The 17,648-nt window shown below is 33.6% G+C and carries 13 protein-coding genes; 12 read left to right on the top strand and 1 reads right to left on the bottom strand.

Features of this window, described 5'->3' with window-relative positions:
- The first annotated feature begins 80 nt into the window (after positions 1–80).
- The 5 genes from Z054_RS0120335 (at position 81) to Z054_RS0120315 (ending at position 8,828) form a co-directional block, all read left to right on the top strand.
- Positions 81–1,565, top strand: a complete 1,485-nt coding sequence (locus tag Z054_RS0120335) for a hypothetical protein (RefSeq protein WP_024771878.1) — start codon at positions 81–83, stop codon at positions 1,563–1,565.
- 62 nt (positions 1,566–1,627) lie between these two features.
- Positions 1,628–2,401 carry an AraC family transcriptional regulator gene (locus Z054_RS30465; RefSeq protein ID WP_024771877.1) on the top strand — a complete coding sequence of 258 codons (774 nt, stop codon included), beginning with the start codon at positions 1,628–1,630 and terminating at the stop codon, positions 2,399–2,401.
- A 523-nt stretch (positions 2,402–2,924) separates the two neighbouring features.
- Positions 2,925–4,379, top strand: a complete 1,455-nt coding sequence (locus tag Z054_RS0120325) for a S41 family peptidase (protein WP_024771876.1) — start codon at positions 2,925–2,927, stop codon at positions 4,377–4,379.
- Between the two features lie 412 nt (positions 4,380–4,791).
- Positions 4,792–7,206, top strand: a complete 2,415-nt coding sequence (locus Z054_RS0120320; protein ID WP_024771875.1) for an ATP-binding protein — start codon at positions 4,792–4,794, stop codon at positions 7,204–7,206.
- A gap of 227 nt (positions 7,207–7,433) precedes the next feature.
- Positions 7,434–8,828: a hypothetical protein gene (locus Z054_RS0120315; RefSeq protein WP_024771874.1), complete on the top strand. Its 1,395-nt coding sequence runs from the start codon at positions 7,434–7,436 to the stop codon at positions 8,826–8,828.
- 152 nt (positions 8,829–8,980) lie between these two features.
- Here the strand turns inward: Z054_RS0120315 and Z054_RS0120310 are convergent, their stop codons facing one another.
- A complete protein-coding gene (locus Z054_RS0120310; protein ID WP_024771873.1) occupies positions 8,981–9,196 on the bottom strand; it encodes a helix-turn-helix domain-containing protein in 216 nt (71 codons plus the stop codon).
- Between the two features lie 122 nt (positions 9,197–9,318).
- On the opposite strand from Z054_RS0120310, the gene Z054_RS0120305 reads away from it, so the two are divergent.
- From Z054_RS0120305 to Z054_RS0120275, 7 genes are all read left to right on the top strand, one after another.
- Complete coding sequence (locus Z054_RS0120305) at positions 9,319–9,624, top strand: hypothetical protein (RefSeq protein WP_024771872.1); 306 nt, start codon at positions 9,319–9,321, stop codon at positions 9,622–9,624.
- A gap of 226 nt (positions 9,625–9,850) precedes the next feature.
- On the top strand, positions 9,851–10,336 hold the full coding sequence (locus Z054_RS0120300) for a hypothetical protein (protein WP_024771871.1): 486 nt from the start codon (positions 9,851–9,853) through the stop codon (positions 10,334–10,336).
- 483 nt (positions 10,337–10,819) lie between these two features.
- The gene (locus tag Z054_RS0120295; protein ID WP_024771870.1) at positions 10,820–12,079 is read left to right on the top strand and encodes a hypothetical protein; all 1,260 of its coding nucleotides are present in this window, start codon (positions 10,820–10,822) and stop codon (positions 12,077–12,079) included.
- A 266-nt stretch (positions 12,080–12,345) separates the two neighbouring features.
- On the top strand, positions 12,346–13,353 hold the full coding sequence (locus Z054_RS0120290) for an LVIVD repeat-containing protein (RefSeq protein WP_024771869.1): 1,008 nt from the start codon (positions 12,346–12,348) through the stop codon (positions 13,351–13,353).
- A gap of 121 nt (positions 13,354–13,474) precedes the next feature.
- A complete protein-coding gene (locus Z054_RS0120285) occupies positions 13,475–13,834 on the top strand; it encodes a hypothetical protein (protein ID WP_024771868.1) in 360 nt (119 codons plus the stop codon).
- A 190-nt stretch (positions 13,835–14,024) separates the two neighbouring features.
- The gene (locus tag Z054_RS0120280; protein WP_024771867.1) at positions 14,025–14,666 is read left to right on the top strand and encodes a hypothetical protein; all 642 of its coding nucleotides are present in this window, start codon (positions 14,025–14,027) and stop codon (positions 14,664–14,666) included.
- 404 nt (positions 14,667–15,070) lie between these two features.
- The gene (locus tag Z054_RS0120275; RefSeq protein ID WP_024771866.1) at positions 15,071–17,569 is read left to right on the top strand and encodes a zinc-dependent metalloprotease; all 2,499 of its coding nucleotides are present in this window, start codon (positions 15,071–15,073) and stop codon (positions 17,567–17,569) included.
- The last annotated feature ends 79 nt before the right edge of the window (positions 17,570–17,648 follow it).

Genomic DNA, 17,648 nt, shown 5'->3' with positions numbered 1-17,648 from the left:
AAACTTACGATATATTTATGTTAATAAATCAATTATATCAATATTCATAGTATCTTTATCAAAATTATACTTACGATACAATGCATGTTATTTCTTCTATAATCCATACCTTATCTGATGAATCGAAGCGAAATTTCATCACGATATTGCGGCAAAAGAATAAAAGAAACGATACCAAAAACATTCAGTTATTTAAGCTTTTAGATACTACATCAACGGCTAAAGACCTCGATATCCAGATTTATGGAAAAAGAGCCAAGGGTGCCTATCACGCACTATGCAAAAGACTTTATGATACGCTGATAGATTTTATTGCCGCCAAAAGTTTTGAGGAAGAGACTTCAGAAGAGATGGAAACTCTAAAGCTCCTTAGAGCCAGCAGGAGTTTCTTTGAACAAAAACAATATAAAATTGCTTTTAAAACCGTTTCCAAAGCAGAACAAAAGGCCAAAACCTATGCGCTTTTCAGTATTCTAAATGAGATTTATTATACACAGATTCAATACGCTCATCTTAACCGTGGGATAGCAATAGAAGCTTTATTTGCTAATTTCAGGAATAATAAAAAATCACTACAGCAAGAAGAAAACCTAAATCTGTTTTATGCTACGGTACAGCATGAACTGATGAAACAAAGAAGAGATGCTGTACCGATTATAAAAAACACATTATCCAAATTTGGATTATCGATTACACAAGATCTTACGTTTCGATCCTTATTTAAGATCCTGGAGATCACGAACCAAACGGCTCATATCACCAGGGATTATCACGCCATACTTCCTTTTGTAGAAGAAGTTTATACGCAAATAGATGCAAAAGAGGATGTAATCGACAAGCACCTCTTCTACCATATCCAGATCTTATACTATGTAAGTAATTCTTATTTCAGGAATAAAGATTTTGATACCTCGCAGCAGTATCTGGTACTCATGCATGAGCAGATGAAAAAACATCAGGACAAATATTACAAGCGATTTTTTCCGCAGTACACCCTACTACTGTCGCTTAATCTTAATTATACAGGCCAGGCAGAAGATGCTATTTTGATGTTAGATACCTTTGATTATGAAAAATACAAAGACCAGATCGCTTATATCCTGGATCTTAAATTAAGCCACATTGTATATTATTTTCAGCAACAACAGTTTAAAGAAGCGCTGGGTATTCTTAATGACTTTTATCACAGTGATCACTGGTATACCGAAAAAGCGGGGCTTGCCTGGGTAATTAATAAAAATCTGATTGAGATCTTATTGCGCATAGAACTTGATCATATAGATGTCGTAGAATCCAGGGTAAACAGTTTTAAAAAGAAACATGGTGCGTATCTTAAAAGCAATAGAGAAACGCGGGCATCAAAATTCCTGAAACTAGCGACTATGTACTACCACAAACCAGAGATTGTAACCACTGCAGCATTTAAGGATAAGATTTATAATGAACTCACTACTCCTACTCCCGAGGACGAAGACATTTTTGATATGAGTTTTTATGCCTGGATAAAGACTAAAGCCGAAGGTACTACGCTGTATGAAACCACTTTACAACTGGTACAACAATAAAAAAAAAGAGAGGAGTTGTATGGTCTATCACATAAATTTGCTAATTTCCTGAAAAATTAAAAATGCCATTAGATAATCTTGAATTTTTATCCATTACAGATCAAGCACAGGATTTCCCGATGCATTATCACGATACGTTTTGCATTGCATATGTTCGTTCGGGAATCGAGCAAACACAATTACAAAACCAGACCTTATTATGTACTGCAGGTGCAATTTCTGTTACACATCCCTACGAGGTACATACCACACCAGTTTTAGATAAAGATATTGGGGTAAGTTTTGATACGCTTTACCTTTCTAATGATGTGGTAAAATTCTTTCTTAATGGCAAGACCTTAAACTTTTCAGAACGGGTTATTTTTGATGATACGTTAACTCAATTGTTTTTTCAACTAAAAGAAGCCCAGGAAAAACACGACATAAGCATAACCGAGCAGTATTTAAAAAACTTTATCCGGCAACTAAGCCTATACTCTACTGTTTCGGCTTATCAATATGATGACTGCATTCGGGATTTTAATACCATTACTTGTTATATCGAAAACAACCTTACTCAAAAAATCTCTTTAGAAGATCTGGCTAAAATCGCCAACATCAACAAGTTTAGTTTTACCAGAAAATTTAGAACAGAGACCGGTTTAACACCGATAAACTACCTGTTAATGAAAAAGATCATGGCTGCCAAAACGGCGATTCATAAAAACTCAGAACTCACCCAGATTGCTTACCAGTATAACTTTACCGATATGGCTCATTTTTCAAGAACTTTTAAAAGGTATATTGGTATATCGCCCAAAGTATTTCAGGATCGGTTGATACCAGTTCTCGAATAAAATTACGTACTAACTTGTTGATTTTTATTTATATCTTCTTACGTCTCATCGAGTGATTTTATTAGTAGCGATAGAGCGGTTGATAAAATCGTACTTCGACAGGCTCAGCAGAGCTATCGAGATGCAATAAAACCTATTACCACATTTAGTTCTCGATACAATTTTTCTCCATTACATTACGAAAAACCACTCGAACTGACGGGCTAACACGCTACGTCATAGTTTATCCCGAATTTTCCTCAGGATCGAGTGTTTTTTTGAAGCATAGCGTAGAAAAAATGTATCGAGACGCAATTAAAAACGATAGTAAAAACGGGTTTTTGATAGCACTGTTGAGCTGGTTCTCGATAGTCCTGCTGAGCCTGCCGAAGTACAATTTTTCTTCATTACGTTACGAAAAACCACTCGAACTGACGCTTTTTTAAACATTTTGGCTTAGATCGAACTCAGATTATAAAATTGTCAATATTATACAAGCCTGTTACACAAGATGCCTCGTTCTTTGTAGAAATCATTTTTATATATGAAGCATTTTATCGCAATCCTTAGTATCACCCTTCTTTTTTCATGCAAATCTGAAAAAAAAGATCCGCTATTCGCTATGACCCCCGATCAAATGGAAGAAGATTTTCAACTCTTTCAATCCATATATGAAGAAGCGAATGCCGGCCTTTATAAATATCATAAAAAAGAACAGGTAGATAGTGCTTTTGCTGCCAACAAAGCTCAGATTACAGAAAGTACATCCTACCGGGAGTTCTATACCCTGCTATGGAATGTAATTGACTATACAGGAAGTTGCCATAACCGCTTGACCTATCCCGAGGCTGTGGACGATGTGTTAAATGAAAAAGACATTTTCTTTCCTATCCCATTAAAATATATCGACGGAAAATTCTATACAAATTACACCTACAATGGTATTGCTATGGGTAGCGAAGTGCTTGCTATAAACGAGATGTCTATTAAAGACGTAGCAAAACGTTGCGGGCATTTTATAAGTACCGATGGGCATAACCAAACCGGTAAGTATGCTGATTTAGATTCTGACTGGTTTGCTTTTTATATGTATTTGGTATTTGGAGAGCAGCAGCAATTTACATTGCAATACCAAAATAAAGCAGAATCTACATCTACTACCTTACAAAGTGTAGATTATATCACCTTTTTTAATAATTATCAAAAGCGTCATTCTGCGACATATGATCACCGTATTACCAAAGACTACTTTTTTACATACAAAGGCAGCATCGGGTATCTCAACATCAACACCTTTGCCATGGGAGGACCCAAGTCTGAAGGTCATAAGAAATACGCTACCTTTTTGGATTCGGTTTTTATAGCGCTAAAAAAGAACCATACCCAAAAGCTTATTGTTGATATTAGAGGTAATGGTGGCGGTAATGACCCTAACGACTTATTGTTGTATTCTTATCTCACGGATCGAAGTTTTAGAGAAAACACCACTGCACACACCCTTTTTCAGGAAGTTCCTTTTCCTGATTATTATCTCGATGATGACATCGATGAGCTTGCCAAAGAATTAAAAAAAGAGCATTCGGTTTTTAAAGATGGTAAATATTATCAAAACTCCACCTTTAATACTGCATGGGAGCCCAAACCAAATGCATTTACAGGTGATCTTGTACTCTTGATTGATCCTCCTGTAGCCTCGGCCGGCTCTCTATTTGCCAGCTTGGTAAAAAGTGACAATAACACTACCGTTATCGGAGAAGAAACACTAGGCGGGTACTATGGCCATACGGGACACATCCCTGTATATTATGAATTACCCAATTCTAAATTAGAGCTCAAATTTTCGATAGTTGACCTGGAGCAGGATGTTCAGCAACTACCCGATGAGCAGTATGGTGATGGCGTGCAACCCGATGATAAAGTGGTACAAACCTACCCCGATTTCCTTACCCACAGAGATACACAACTAGAGTATGCGATTAAAAAAATAAGTTTGAAGTAAAAAATGCCCGTCAGTTCGAGTGATTTTTCGTAATGTAATGGAGAAAAATTGTACTTCGGCAAGCTCAGCAGGACTATCGAGAACCAATCATATTATCGTTTTCAAATGCATCTCGATACACGCTCGTTCCTCACGCACTCGATCCCGAGGAAAATTCGGGACAAGTTGTGACGTATCCATACCGTACCCTTCGTATATCTTTTACGTACCCTGAGGCTCTCGAAGGGTACGCGCTATACAAAAAACTTTCTCCCCTACCATGTGGTTTCCCGTAACCGTAATAAAAAAGGTAGCAGTAGTTTTAGAGGATTAAAACATAAAAAACGTTTATAAATTTTTATATATACGTACAAACGGGTATAAAGGATATATATCCTTTATACCCGTTTGTTAGGCACAATTAGAAAAAAATATGACCGGAAAATTACAATTAGTAAGGAAATCAAAAATTGAGGAAATCAAAAATTTAAATGTAAAAACTGAATCTACAGATTTAGATTACAAGGAGATTTATACAATTTCAGATACAAAATCTAAAATTGAGTTTGCTAAAGATGTACTTGCTTTTGCTAATTCTAAAGGTGGCTACCTAATCTATGGTGTAAGTAATAGTTTTGAATGGATTGGTTTAGATGATAGAAGTGATAGCGATACAGATGAAGCAAATATTTCAAATATTTTAGACAACTACGCAGATGGAACTATTGAGTTTATTACTAATACTTTAGAAATAGATGGAGCATATTTTTTCATTTTATACATTTTTCCTTCAAAAATAATTATCCCATTTAAAAAAGATGGTCAATATAACAAAGCCTCTTGGAAAGCTGGAAAGAACAAAAATGTAACTGTTTTTAAATCTGGGGATGTCTATTGTAGAAGAGGAAGTCGCTCAATAAAAGCTGACAATCTTTTTTATAAACTTAAAAGCAACAACTTCAAAGTAATAGAAAATGTAAATTCACAACCGATAATGTACAACGAGTTTATTGGTAGAAAAGAACATCTAACTGATTTAAATAATAAATTAAACAATAAAAATAATCGTCTAATTCAAATCGACGGTATTGGAGGTATTGGTAAAACAACTTTTGTTCATCATTTTGCAAAAATGCTTATCGAAAATGATGAGTTTCAAAACAATTTTGACTTTATTATTTGGACAAGCTCAAAAAGAAATAAATATACACCTCAAGGAATTAAAGATTTAAGTGAATTCATTGCTAATTACTCAGAATTACTGAAAGACATATATAATTTTGTTAGTGAATTAGGTTTAGAAGAAAATGAAGATTACGAAATAGAAGAAACAGTATTAAATTTTCTAAAAAACAATAAGGTTTTACTAATTGTCGATAATCTTGAAACATTAAATGACAAAGATTTAATTTCCTTCCTAGAACATTTCCCTATCAACTCTAAAGCTATTTTAACAACTAGAGAAACTCTAGGAGATTTCTATATGTCAAGAATTAACTTAAATGGGTTTAACGAAGACGGAGAGTTTCCAGAATTTTTAAATTCACAATACAAATTGTTCTGTGGTAATGATAAAGTATCTTTTATCAATTTGTATGGAGAAAGCTTGAATAAGTTGTATCTATATACAAAAGGCATGCCTTTAGCTGGACAGTTAATTGCTCATCAGTTGTCAACTGGCACACCAATTGAAACAGTTCTTGAAAATTTAAAGAACGGTAATGCTTATGAAGACATTTTAAGGTTTTGTTTTAAAGGGTCAATTGACAAGCTTTCAAATACTGAACAAGCTTTATTATTTGTTTTTTCTCTTTCAGAAAAAGAAGAACTTTTAACGATAGATGATTTAATATATATAAGTGGATATTCAAGCGATGATATTGGGTTAAAAGCAATTCCAAAGCTTACAAAAATATCTCTTTGCTTGAAACAAAAAACGGAAAGTGGAGAAATAGGTTACTCTATTCCGCACCTTGCCAAAATATTTTCTAAACAATTTTTAGTATTAGAAAATGAACAAGAAATCATTAGTAATTATGAAAATTTTGTTCAAGAAAAAAGTAAATTTAATTCGGAAAATTCGGAAAGTGTAAATTTATTTTATCGTTCACAAGCAAAAAATCATACAGAGAAAGTTGCCGCAACTGAAGCACTTAAAGCATTATCAGTAGCTTATTATGATTACGATACAGCTATTACAACAATTGAAAGATTAATTAAAGAAAATAGCAAGTTTGCATTTCTATATTTAATAAAAGGTAAAATTGAAGATAGTGGTATTTATAAAGAATCATATGAAAAAGCAAAGAAAGAATTTCTTATCGCTATAGAACTAGATAATCAATTTTTGGAAGCATTAATTGAGTTAGGTTATTTAGAATATAAAAGTCGAATTGGCAATCGAGATAAAATAAAAGAAATTATACAATCTAGTATTGATTATTTTGAACGAGCTCTTAAAATCAATGATAAAGACCAAAGAATTTATTTAGGTCTTGCACAGGGTTACTCTATGCAAGCAACTAAGACAAGCTTTTATCATTCAAAACAAAAAAGATATGAACTTGGAGCAATAGCAAATGAACATTTCGAAAAAGCACTTTATTTAGGAGAAAATCTATCTAAAGTAGAAGTTCATTCAAATGCTATTAATTGTTTTGGTAAAGCAATTAACATTAGAAATAATATTCGTGATGATTTAAAAGCTTTAGAAGTATGTGAAAAAGGACTTACCTACGAACCTGAAAACACAAAGCTTTTAATACTTAAAGAGGAACTGGAATTTAAAGTAAACCCTGACAATTATACTAAGAATGCTTTTGCAGAAAAAGGCTGGAAAGTAAAATAACTGTACCTAACAATGTAAGAAAACATAGGGCTTTTGTGCTTGATTCAAAAGGTCTGTATTTATTTGCAAAGTCGCCAACTATAAAATTTGGTATTTAACCTAAAAAAGATAAAAACAAAATATTTATATTTAGCTAAGTAATAAACCGAAACGAAAGTGCTTATCACTTGCCCTACGTTTCTTATACTGAACGTTAGGTGTCATTTGAGCAACAACCATAAAAATCTATGAAGAAAGACATTATTACAATGGGATTTGAAATTCCTGGACATTCAAATCTTGAAAAAGACTTTACTTCAAATATTTCATTAATGGATGCTGACATTATCGCTATTTCACCTGAAATAGTATATCCTGATGGTTATGGTTGGGTAAACTTTTCGTCAGGAGGAACTGGATGTTACGATGTTGCAACTTCAAAAGGATTTTTACAAAAATCAGAGCATTTAAAAAAGGAGTTGTCAGATATGTTAAAACTAGGAAAAACTGTTTTCTTATTTTTACATCAAAAGAAAAGTTATTCTCTTGGCTTAAGTGTTTCAAGTCCTAGAAAAGGACAGAGTACTTACAATACAAAGTCATCATCAAATTATGATTTTTTACCAATTAACATAGGGAAACTTACTTCTGCATCTGGAAAAAAAATTCAATTTTCAGGAAATCAATTATTCAGTAATTTCAATAAAAACTTTCGTAATAATTTAGCTTACGACGCTTATTTGGAAAATCCTGATTCTAGTCAAGTAATTTACACAGGTAAAGACAAAAATAAAGTATTAGGTTCAATTCATCCAGTTGGAAATGGTCATTTAATTACTTTGCCTAAAATAGATTATGACGAGAATAAATTTATTGAGTATAATGAAGAAAAGGATGAAAATTTTTGGTCAAAAGAGGCAATAACTTTTGGTAAATCTCTAATTCAGAGTTTAATAGATATTGACCGAAACATTTCTTTAAATTCTGATAAAACACCTATCCCAAATTGGGCAAATAGCGATGAATTTTCAACAAAAAAAGCACTATCCATAGAAGGAACTATTGAAACTAATCATCTAAAAATTAAAGAACTCAAAGAAATTAATACTCAATTAAATGAAAAAATTTTAGAGGAGAATAAATTTAAAGATTTACTTTTTGAAACTGGAAACCTGTTAGAAGATTCTGTTACTGAAGCTCTTCGTATACTCGGTTATGAAGCGGAAAATTATGATGACGGCGTACTTGAACTAGACCAAGTTATAACAAGTCCTGAAAAACATAGGTTTATTGGCGAGTGTGAAGGAAAAGATAATAAAGATATAAACATAACTAAATTTAGACAATTACTAGAATCCTTGAATGCTGATTTTGCAAGAGACGAAGTCCAAGAAAAAGCTTATGGAATTTTATTTGGTAATCCGCAAAGATTATTAGAACCTAAATCTAGGAATTTAGATTTTACTGAAAAATGTAAAATTGGTGCGGAAAGAGAAAAAATTGCACTAGTAAAGACATCAGATTTATTTGTTGTCATCAAATATTTACGCGAAAATGAGAATGAAGGATTTAAAAAGAAATGTAGAGAAGCAATTTATAAAGGTTTAGGTAAAATTGTGAAATTTCCAAAAATACCAAAATAAAAGACATCGCCTAACAACATGCTAAAAAACATAGGGCAATTGTGCTAAACCGAAAGGTCTGTGATTATTAACTAAGTCTGCCAAATTATAAGATTTGACTTTAATCTCGACAACGCAGATTTGCAATCCGAGCAATATATAAATTAAGATCTTCAAAACGTAACCAACTCCGGTAACGAAACTTCTAAAGCTTTTGAGATTTCCAAAAGTGAATAAATGGTAGGATTCACTTTTCCGTTTTCTAATTTCTCCAATGCTTGCCTGTCTTTATCGCAAGCTCTGGCCAAATCAGATTGACTCCAACCCTTTTGAGTTCTTAACTCAACGATTCTTTTACCTATATTTCTTTTTAGCTCGTCTTTGGTCACATAACAAATGTCAATTAATCATATGACATTCTTGTCATATTAAAGTTTGACACTTTAATTTAATTCATTAAGTTTGTCGTATAATAATATGACAACTTAACCAAGCTTAAATACATACTACCATGCACCAAAACAATGAGCAGCTTATCATCGATTTGATACAACAGGATCTTAAACATTGCCAATTGGTATACGGCTTAGCGCAATTGGGATTAGAGGGATCAAATACACATCACCTGGAGATACTGGATATCATATACCAGCTTATGCATATCCCCAGTGATAAAAAAAACGACTACCTGGCCGAGACCTATGCTGCTTTTATGAGTATGGCTACCGAGTATAAGATTACCCCTCTGGGAGAATCCCTGCGCCCCCTGGCAAAAGAATGCTACAATCGGTTAAAATATCTTATAGAATTGGTGTAGGAGGTTCTAAGTACCCTTCGAGAACCTCAGGGTACATGAGTACGTGTTTGTGATTATATACTACCGCACCCTGAGGTTCTCGAAGGGTAAGGCACAGGAGCACAACCTTAACAAAATCAAAAAGTTAGCTAAACCTTTCTTAAAAAAATCCCAGTTCCGAAAAATGAAACTGGCGTACTATATTCTTGTGTCATAAAAATTTATTAACTAAAAAAATATAGTAAGAATGGCATTAGAAAATCTAATTAGCGTAACGTTTACAGAAGACGAGTTAAACAAATTAACCCAGGGGATAGACACAATAAAAGAGGTACTCTTGGGTAAAACGGTAAATCTTACTCCCGAGCAACGCACACAGTACGGGCGTATCGCCAATCAAAACAAGCTTATTGTAGACAAAGCCAAAAACTACATGGAGCAACATCCCACCTGGATTCCTAATTTTTTGGACAAAGAAGAGTTTGATCGCGACTATACCACCCGTAAGCAAATAGAATCTCATGTGCAGAAGTTAGAATACCTGGCGCAACAATTAATAGACACCAAAACTTTACTAGATCATGATAACTACTCTAATGCATTAAGTTTTTATCGTATGATGCGGTATCTGGCGGGTGAAAATGAGCCCGGTGCCAAGCCTGTATACGAGGATATGAAAGTACTTTTTAAGAGAAACGGAGTGACTCCTAAAGAAACTGATACAGAAGCATAACTCGAAGCGTTATCGAGGTGCTTATAAGGATCACCAAGATACATCAATGTATTAAAATCATAGCTCGAAGTACCTCACAAGGTAGCTCGAAGAGGTCTCGAGGTACTTCGAAGCATTAAAAAGGTAGTTCGAGCTACCTTTTTTTGGATCACCACCTATCGATGTATCAAAAAAAAGCCTTATGCTATCGCTTTTAGCCTGTAATCTATCGCTTCGAAGGGTCAATGTACAGCTTCGAAGCGCTATTGTATCCACTCGAAGCATTAAAATAACAGCTCGAACTACCTTTTGATACATTCGACCCCATGTCGATAAGGGGGTATCCCCTTGTTGACATGGGTTATGTACCCTTCGAGAACCTCAGGGTACTGGTACGTATAAATCATTGTAGGCAATAATTAAAGACAATGAACTAAATCTTAATTTTTTAAGTAAACTGTAACATTTGTCATATTATCCCATCTTGATAAAAACTACTATACTATGAAAAATATTAGAAAATTTTTATTTTTTGTTATTGTGTTGCTTGTTTGTTTTGCCTCAAGAAAGTCGTCTGCACAAAATGAGTATTCTATTGACTCGATTATTCAGTTAAATACATATACTTTCAAAATTGTAAACAATGAAATTATTGGAAATGGGAAAGATTTTCTTAAAAGAGAAGCTGAAAATTCTCAATTTTTTATGATTGGTGAGTTACACGGAAATAAAGAGACTCCCGAATTTACTTCTGCTATTCTTAACTTACTAAAACCTAAAGGATACAACAACTTTGCTATTGAGATTGGTCCTTTTAGTAAAAAAAAAATGCTATCTATTATTAAGCAAAAAAATGGTATTGATTCTTTATCCAATTTTTATAAAAAGTATAATCCAGATGATTTAACAAATCCAATTCCCTTTTTTGATGGGGTTGATGAAGTTAGAATGCTAGAAACTGCTATAACTAATGCGTATAATATCTGGGGAATCGATCAAGAGTTTGTATATGCTGCTCCCTTTTTATTTGATGATATTTTTAATAAGACAAAAAAATTAAAAAACAATTCAAAAAACTATGAAAAGATCTATAAAGAAGCTCGCGCATCTTTATTAAAGCATCTTACTACGAAATCAAAATCTAAATTTAATCTTTTATTGAAAGATAAACATATTCTTGAGTTTATTTCTGAATCAAAAGGAGTAGATAACGAGGTTACTACGCTATTGACAGAGTTAGAAAAAAGTTGGAAAATATATGCTTACGGAAATGGTCCAACAAAACAATACTTTGAAAGTAATAACTCCAGAGCGATTATGATGAAACATTACTTTTTTGACTATTATAAAAAAGCTTTATTAAAGGAACCTAACCCAAAAATGATCTTAAAAATGGGTAGTATGCATACTGTTTATGGAAAAAATCCTTTAGCTATTTATGATATTGGAAATACTTTATATGAATTATCAATATTAAATAATTCCAAAAGTTTTAATCTTGCCCTTGCTGGCAGATATTATATTAGAAGTAGTGGAGAAAAAATTGATCGCTTAAAATATGTTCCAGAATATAAAAAATTATTTAAGCATCAGGAAGAAAATCTTTGGACTCTCTTGGATTTAAGGCCTCTTAAAAAGGCTATTTACAATGGAAAAATTAAGGTAGACGATAAGAAATTCAAAAAGCTACTTTATAGATATGATTCTGTTCTCATGAAAACTCTTACAGCTGCTACAGAGGATATTAGAGATTATAAAAAGTAAATTTGTCTACTAAATTCATTTATGAAAATATATGAATGACTCAAGGAAAATTGAAATTTTTGGAATGGGTTGTACAATTCAAACCCGACAGCGCGGATTTATAATTCGATAACGGTACTCAAATAAAAAAGTTCTTCTCCTACCCTATACATTACCATTGCTATATCAAAAAGATAATGGTAGTTTTATGAAATTAAAAGAATTAAACCTTGATAGGCTTAAACAAAGGTCGTTGCACGTTTGCCACGTCTGATAAATAACTAAATATGATTAAGTTAAGTAACGTAGATAAGTATACCGAAATACCATTAATATTAAACGAACCTTATGAAAAAATAGAACATGAGATTGAAAAAAACTTTTCTGATTCTATTTGTTTTGATGATGTAATTATAAGTCGACATCCAAAAAAAATCAAAATATGGGATATCAAAAAATTACCACAAATAAATATGATCTCTTCTTTTGAAATTGATTGGTCTGGAGAATTCATTAAAAAAAATGGTAATCTACTTTATGTTGGACAAAGTAAGGAGATAAAAGTATTTGATATCTCAGATTTACAACATCCGGTTTTGGTTAGGACAGTTACTTTTCCAAATGATGACAGTTTACCAACTAATAATTATGTAAACTTTCACATAACGAAGGGTTTGATTTATGTAATGATTGATAAAGCTATATATGTAATTGATGAAACTAATAATTTTTTAAAAATCATTGATTTATCTGAAAATAGTGCAATGATGTTTGATTACCCTATGGATATTAAAAAATATGGAAACAATTTGTATATGGTTTTCAGACATTGTGGATTATATGTTTATCAACAATCAGAACATGATAGAAAGTACAAATTCCTAAGCAAACATAAACCTGTTAATGGCTATACCCCCACTTACATGCAATGGTTAAACCAAGGTAATGATATACTGTTAATTGGGAATGACAATGTTGTACAGTATAATGTTACAAACGGCGAAAAATTGAAAAGATATAAAGCGGCTAAAATAGGAAAATCCGAAATCCATGGAGGAACAATTGAACGTGAAAATGAGTTATTGGTTGTTGGCACAAAAGGATCAAAGGATCAATTTGTTACAGCAATAATACAACAAGACAATAAAGGTATTCAATTAGTTAATACTCCTAAATTAGAGTATAAAGCAAGAAAGAAATTTGGTGAAGGTATAAGTGGGCTGGCATTAAAAGACAATTATCTACTTATTATTGGAAGAGAAACTGGCTTCTTTCTTTTTGAGGCTAGAGAATAGACTTTATTTAAGCATACCTATCTTTCTTTAATCAAGAAAACCAACATTTACTAACACTCTGTAAAAATGCATTAAAACCCATTTTACACTAACTGTTAACGATATATACACAAAAAAAATAATGAAAAGGATATTTATCTTACTATTCATTTTCTCCTCTTTAACATCTTGTAATCTTAAAGAGAAAATTCAGAAAATAAGTAAAATCAATGATGAATTAGAAACTGAATTCAAGCATGATCAAATCTTTAGCGCTTTCAACTTTGGAACAGATGAAGAAAGTAACTATTTCTTAATAAGCTTTTATGAATATGACTTAACAAACAAAACGCATTCTGAATTAGAAACAATTGCTAAAAAGGTTAAGACTTTTTTTAAGAAAAATAATCCGGAATATAATAATCTTGATTTTATTGAAATTAGATTTACGAAATCAGATCAGGAAACTGCAAACTCTTTTGTAAATTTTAGATTTGAATGAACTATTACTAACAATACCTATGAGTTTATTGTGGCGAAATTCCTTGACGGAATTTCACGCGGATTTGCAATCCGTGTAACACAATACTCAGCGTCTACATAAAAACTTTGACAAGTGTGAGTCTTATGATATACATAAACGGATCAATTTTTGATAATAATTGCCAATATAATTTGTCGCTACTCGAGATATGAATAGAAATTTGATATTATTAATAATTTTTATCCCAATTATATCATTTTCACAATCAATTAAAAATTGGAATGAGAAAACTTATGATGCTTTAAATACAATTAAACCCGATTTAACAAAAGAGCAGTTTAACTATTTTAAATCTATAATTCTAAACAGACAAAAGTATCAGACACAAAAAAGAATAGATTCAACAAAAGGAGTTATCAAAATAGCAGAAGGCTATGATTTTATAGATAATAAGTTTGGAATTATTGAAGAATATCGTTTTTCAAATGGAAAAATATTCACTTATTCGAACAATTTAAAAGAATGGGGAGTGAGTTTCGATGATTATGACAATTTTGTTGAAGCAAGTATTAGAAAGCACAAAATTGATACAATTCTTCCGCGAAAATACACTGCTGTATTAGGTTGTTTAGTAAATAAACGCACAATTAGAAAATCAAAAAGAATTGAGAAGATGGCTAAAAACCAAGGTGTCGTAATTGAAAATTATTTAAAAATAGAAACGTTAATTGACTCGGTAGTTGATAAAATTTATATTTCATTTTTAATTCCAAAAAGTGGAGCTAGAGAAGTTCAGATATCTTATGGACCATTTTATCTTGATGTTGAATTGGAATATTGGTTGAATTAACAACTGGTTACAACAAGGTATATGTGCTCATACCCGAAAGCTCGGATTTGCAATCCGTGCAATGTAACAAGCACTCTCATCACTATTGGCCATACACATAAATTTACAAAAAACACTTAGCCTCGGAACAAGTTGTAACATACCCTTCGACAGGGCCTGTCCTGAGTTTATCGAAGGGCTCAGGGTACGTGTGAGAGAAATGTGTTTTTGATACATATACTATACCGTACTCTTCGAGAACCTTAGGGTACGGTACATGTTTTTTAAATTCCTAAACAACAACAAAACTCATAATAAATTCACAATTAACAGAGGTTACGCCCTTTATCAATCTACCTTTAACCTTACTTTCACATATGTCGGTTTCTTATTTTATTACCTTCCGCCGATTAAAAATTCTTCACATGCTCAAAAATACATTTAGATTGCTTCTATGCTTAGTAGTAATCACCACTAGTGGTTGTTCTGTTCTTCAACCTAAAAAAGGAAAAACCCCTACGGCCGAAGCCAAAAAACCAGGTAAAAACAAGGATACGATTAAACCTTATAGCGAAGTCATTACCGAAAAGGCTAAAACCGACAAAGGTTTATTTGCCGTTCATAATATAGACGATAAATACTATTATGAGATTCCGGATTCATTGTTTAACCGGGAAATGCTTATGGTTACGCGTATTGCCAAAACCGCTACGGGGATTGGTTTTGGAGGAGGAAAACAAAACACCCAGGTATTGCGCTGGCAACGAAAAAACAAACAGATATTACTTCGTGTTGTATCACATCAGGTCTTCGCTTCGGATTCTTTACCTATTCATGAGGCCGTAGAGAATTCTAATTTCGAACCGGTGTTATATGCATTTCCGATCAAGGCATTTTATAAAGACTCTACCAATGTGGTAAAGAATGCAACAGTGATCGAAGTTACCGATTTGTTTAAAAAAGATGTAAAACCATTAGGATTTCCTGATAGCAGACGAAAGCAGTATAAAATTTCAAAATTAGATGTTGCCCGATCGTATATCGATACGATTAGAAGTTACCCGTTAAATATCGAAACCCGTCATGTAAAAACCTATAGTGCTGCCGAGCCACCTTCTAATGCCAGTACAGGATCTATCTCATTAGAAATGAGTAACTCTATGATCCTACTTCCTAAAACACCTATGAGGCGTCGATATTTTGACCAACGAGTAGGATGGTTTGCCCGCGGACAAACGGATTATGGATTAGAAGCGCAAGAAAGTAAAACGGTACGTTACCTGGATCGATGGAGGTTAGAGGTAAAAGATGAAGATCTTGCAAAGTTTAAACGAGGCGAATTGGTAGTTCCTAAAAAGCAAATCGTATACTATATAGACCGTGCAACTCCAAAAAAATGGAGAACATATATTAAGCAAGGGATCGAAGACTGGCAGGTTGCCTTCGAACAGGCTGGGTTTAAAGAGGCCATTATCGCCAAAGACCCTCCAACAGTAGAAGAAGATCCTGATTGGAGTCCAGAGGATGTGCGCTACTCTGTAGTGCACTACCTGGCCTCTCCAATCCCTAATGCCAACGGACCACATGTAAGTGATCCCAGATCAGGAGAGATCCTGGAGAGTGACATCAACTGGTATCATAATGTAATGACCTTATTACGAAATTGGTTTTTTGTACAAACCGCAGCAATCAATCCACAAGCGCAAAGTGTTGCTTTTAAGGATGAAGTAATGGGAAGATTGATTCGATTTGTATCTGCTCACGAGGTAGGTCACACCCTGGGACTACCGCATAATATGGGAAGTAGTGTTGCCTATCCTGTAGAATCCTTGAGAGATCCTGTGTTTACCAAAAAATATGGTACAGCACCATCGATAATGGACTATGCAAGATTTAACTATGTTGCCCAACCAGGAGATGGTGATGTTGCCTTAATGCCTAATATCGGTATCTATGATAAGCACGCAATACAATGGGGATATCGACCGATATTTACACCAACTGCAGAAGAAGAGAAAAAGACACTGGACAGCTGGATACTGGAGCATCAAAATGATCCTATGTATCGATTTGGGAAACAACAGTTTGGAGTTATTGATCCAAGCTCGCAAACCGAAGATCTTGGGGATGATGCCGTACTGGCCAGTACCTACGGAATCAAAAACCTAAAAAGAATTGTACCCAACCTCATCACATGGACTGCCGAAGACGGTAAAAACTATGATGATCTGGGCACTATGTACAGACAGGTATTGGGGCAGTTTAATCGATATATGGGTCATGTATCTTCTAATATTGGTGGAGTATATGAATACTACAAAACCTACGATCAAAAAGGAGCAGTATATTCTCATGTGACCAAAGCGAATCAGAAACGTGCCATGAAATTTTTACACGAGCAATTGTTTAGCACTCCGGATTGGTTACTCGACAACACTATTTTTGATAAAATAGAATCTGCAGGAAATGTAGAACGCATTCGTAATTTCCAGGTGAGAACCTTAAACAACCTGTTAGATCATGGTCGTATGGCGCGATTAATCGAGAATGAAGCCTTAAACAATAAAGAGGCCTATACCCTACTAGATATGATGACCGAACTACGATCGGGATTATGGAGCGAATTGCGAAGTGGTCGTACTATCGATGTATATCGTCGTAACCTACAAAGAGCATATATCGATCGACTGGAATTTTTAATGACCAAAGAGCAGCCTAAGATTCCAGAGAATATAAGACGCTTTGTAGTACGAACTAATGTAAATGCCTCGCAAAGTGATATTAGAGCGGTAGTGCGTGCAGAATTAAATACGCTACGCCGCGCAGTTAGAAACGCTACTGGCAGAACATCAGATAGAATGACGCAATATCACCTGCAGGATATCGCAGAGCGTATCACCGCCATCCTAGAACCTAAGAAATAAGATAATACACCTGTAGTATAACACCCCCTGTTTGAATCATCAAGCAGGGGGTTTCTTTTAATAGGTACTTGTCTGATCG

It is taken from the genome of Aquimarina macrocephali JAMB N27 (assembly GCF_000520995.1).
Lineage (GTDB): Bacteria > Bacteroidota > Bacteroidia > Flavobacteriales > Flavobacteriaceae > Aquimarina > Aquimarina macrocephali.
Note: the sequence above shows the minus strand (reverse complement) of the source record. Positions and strands in the feature narration are given on the sequence as shown.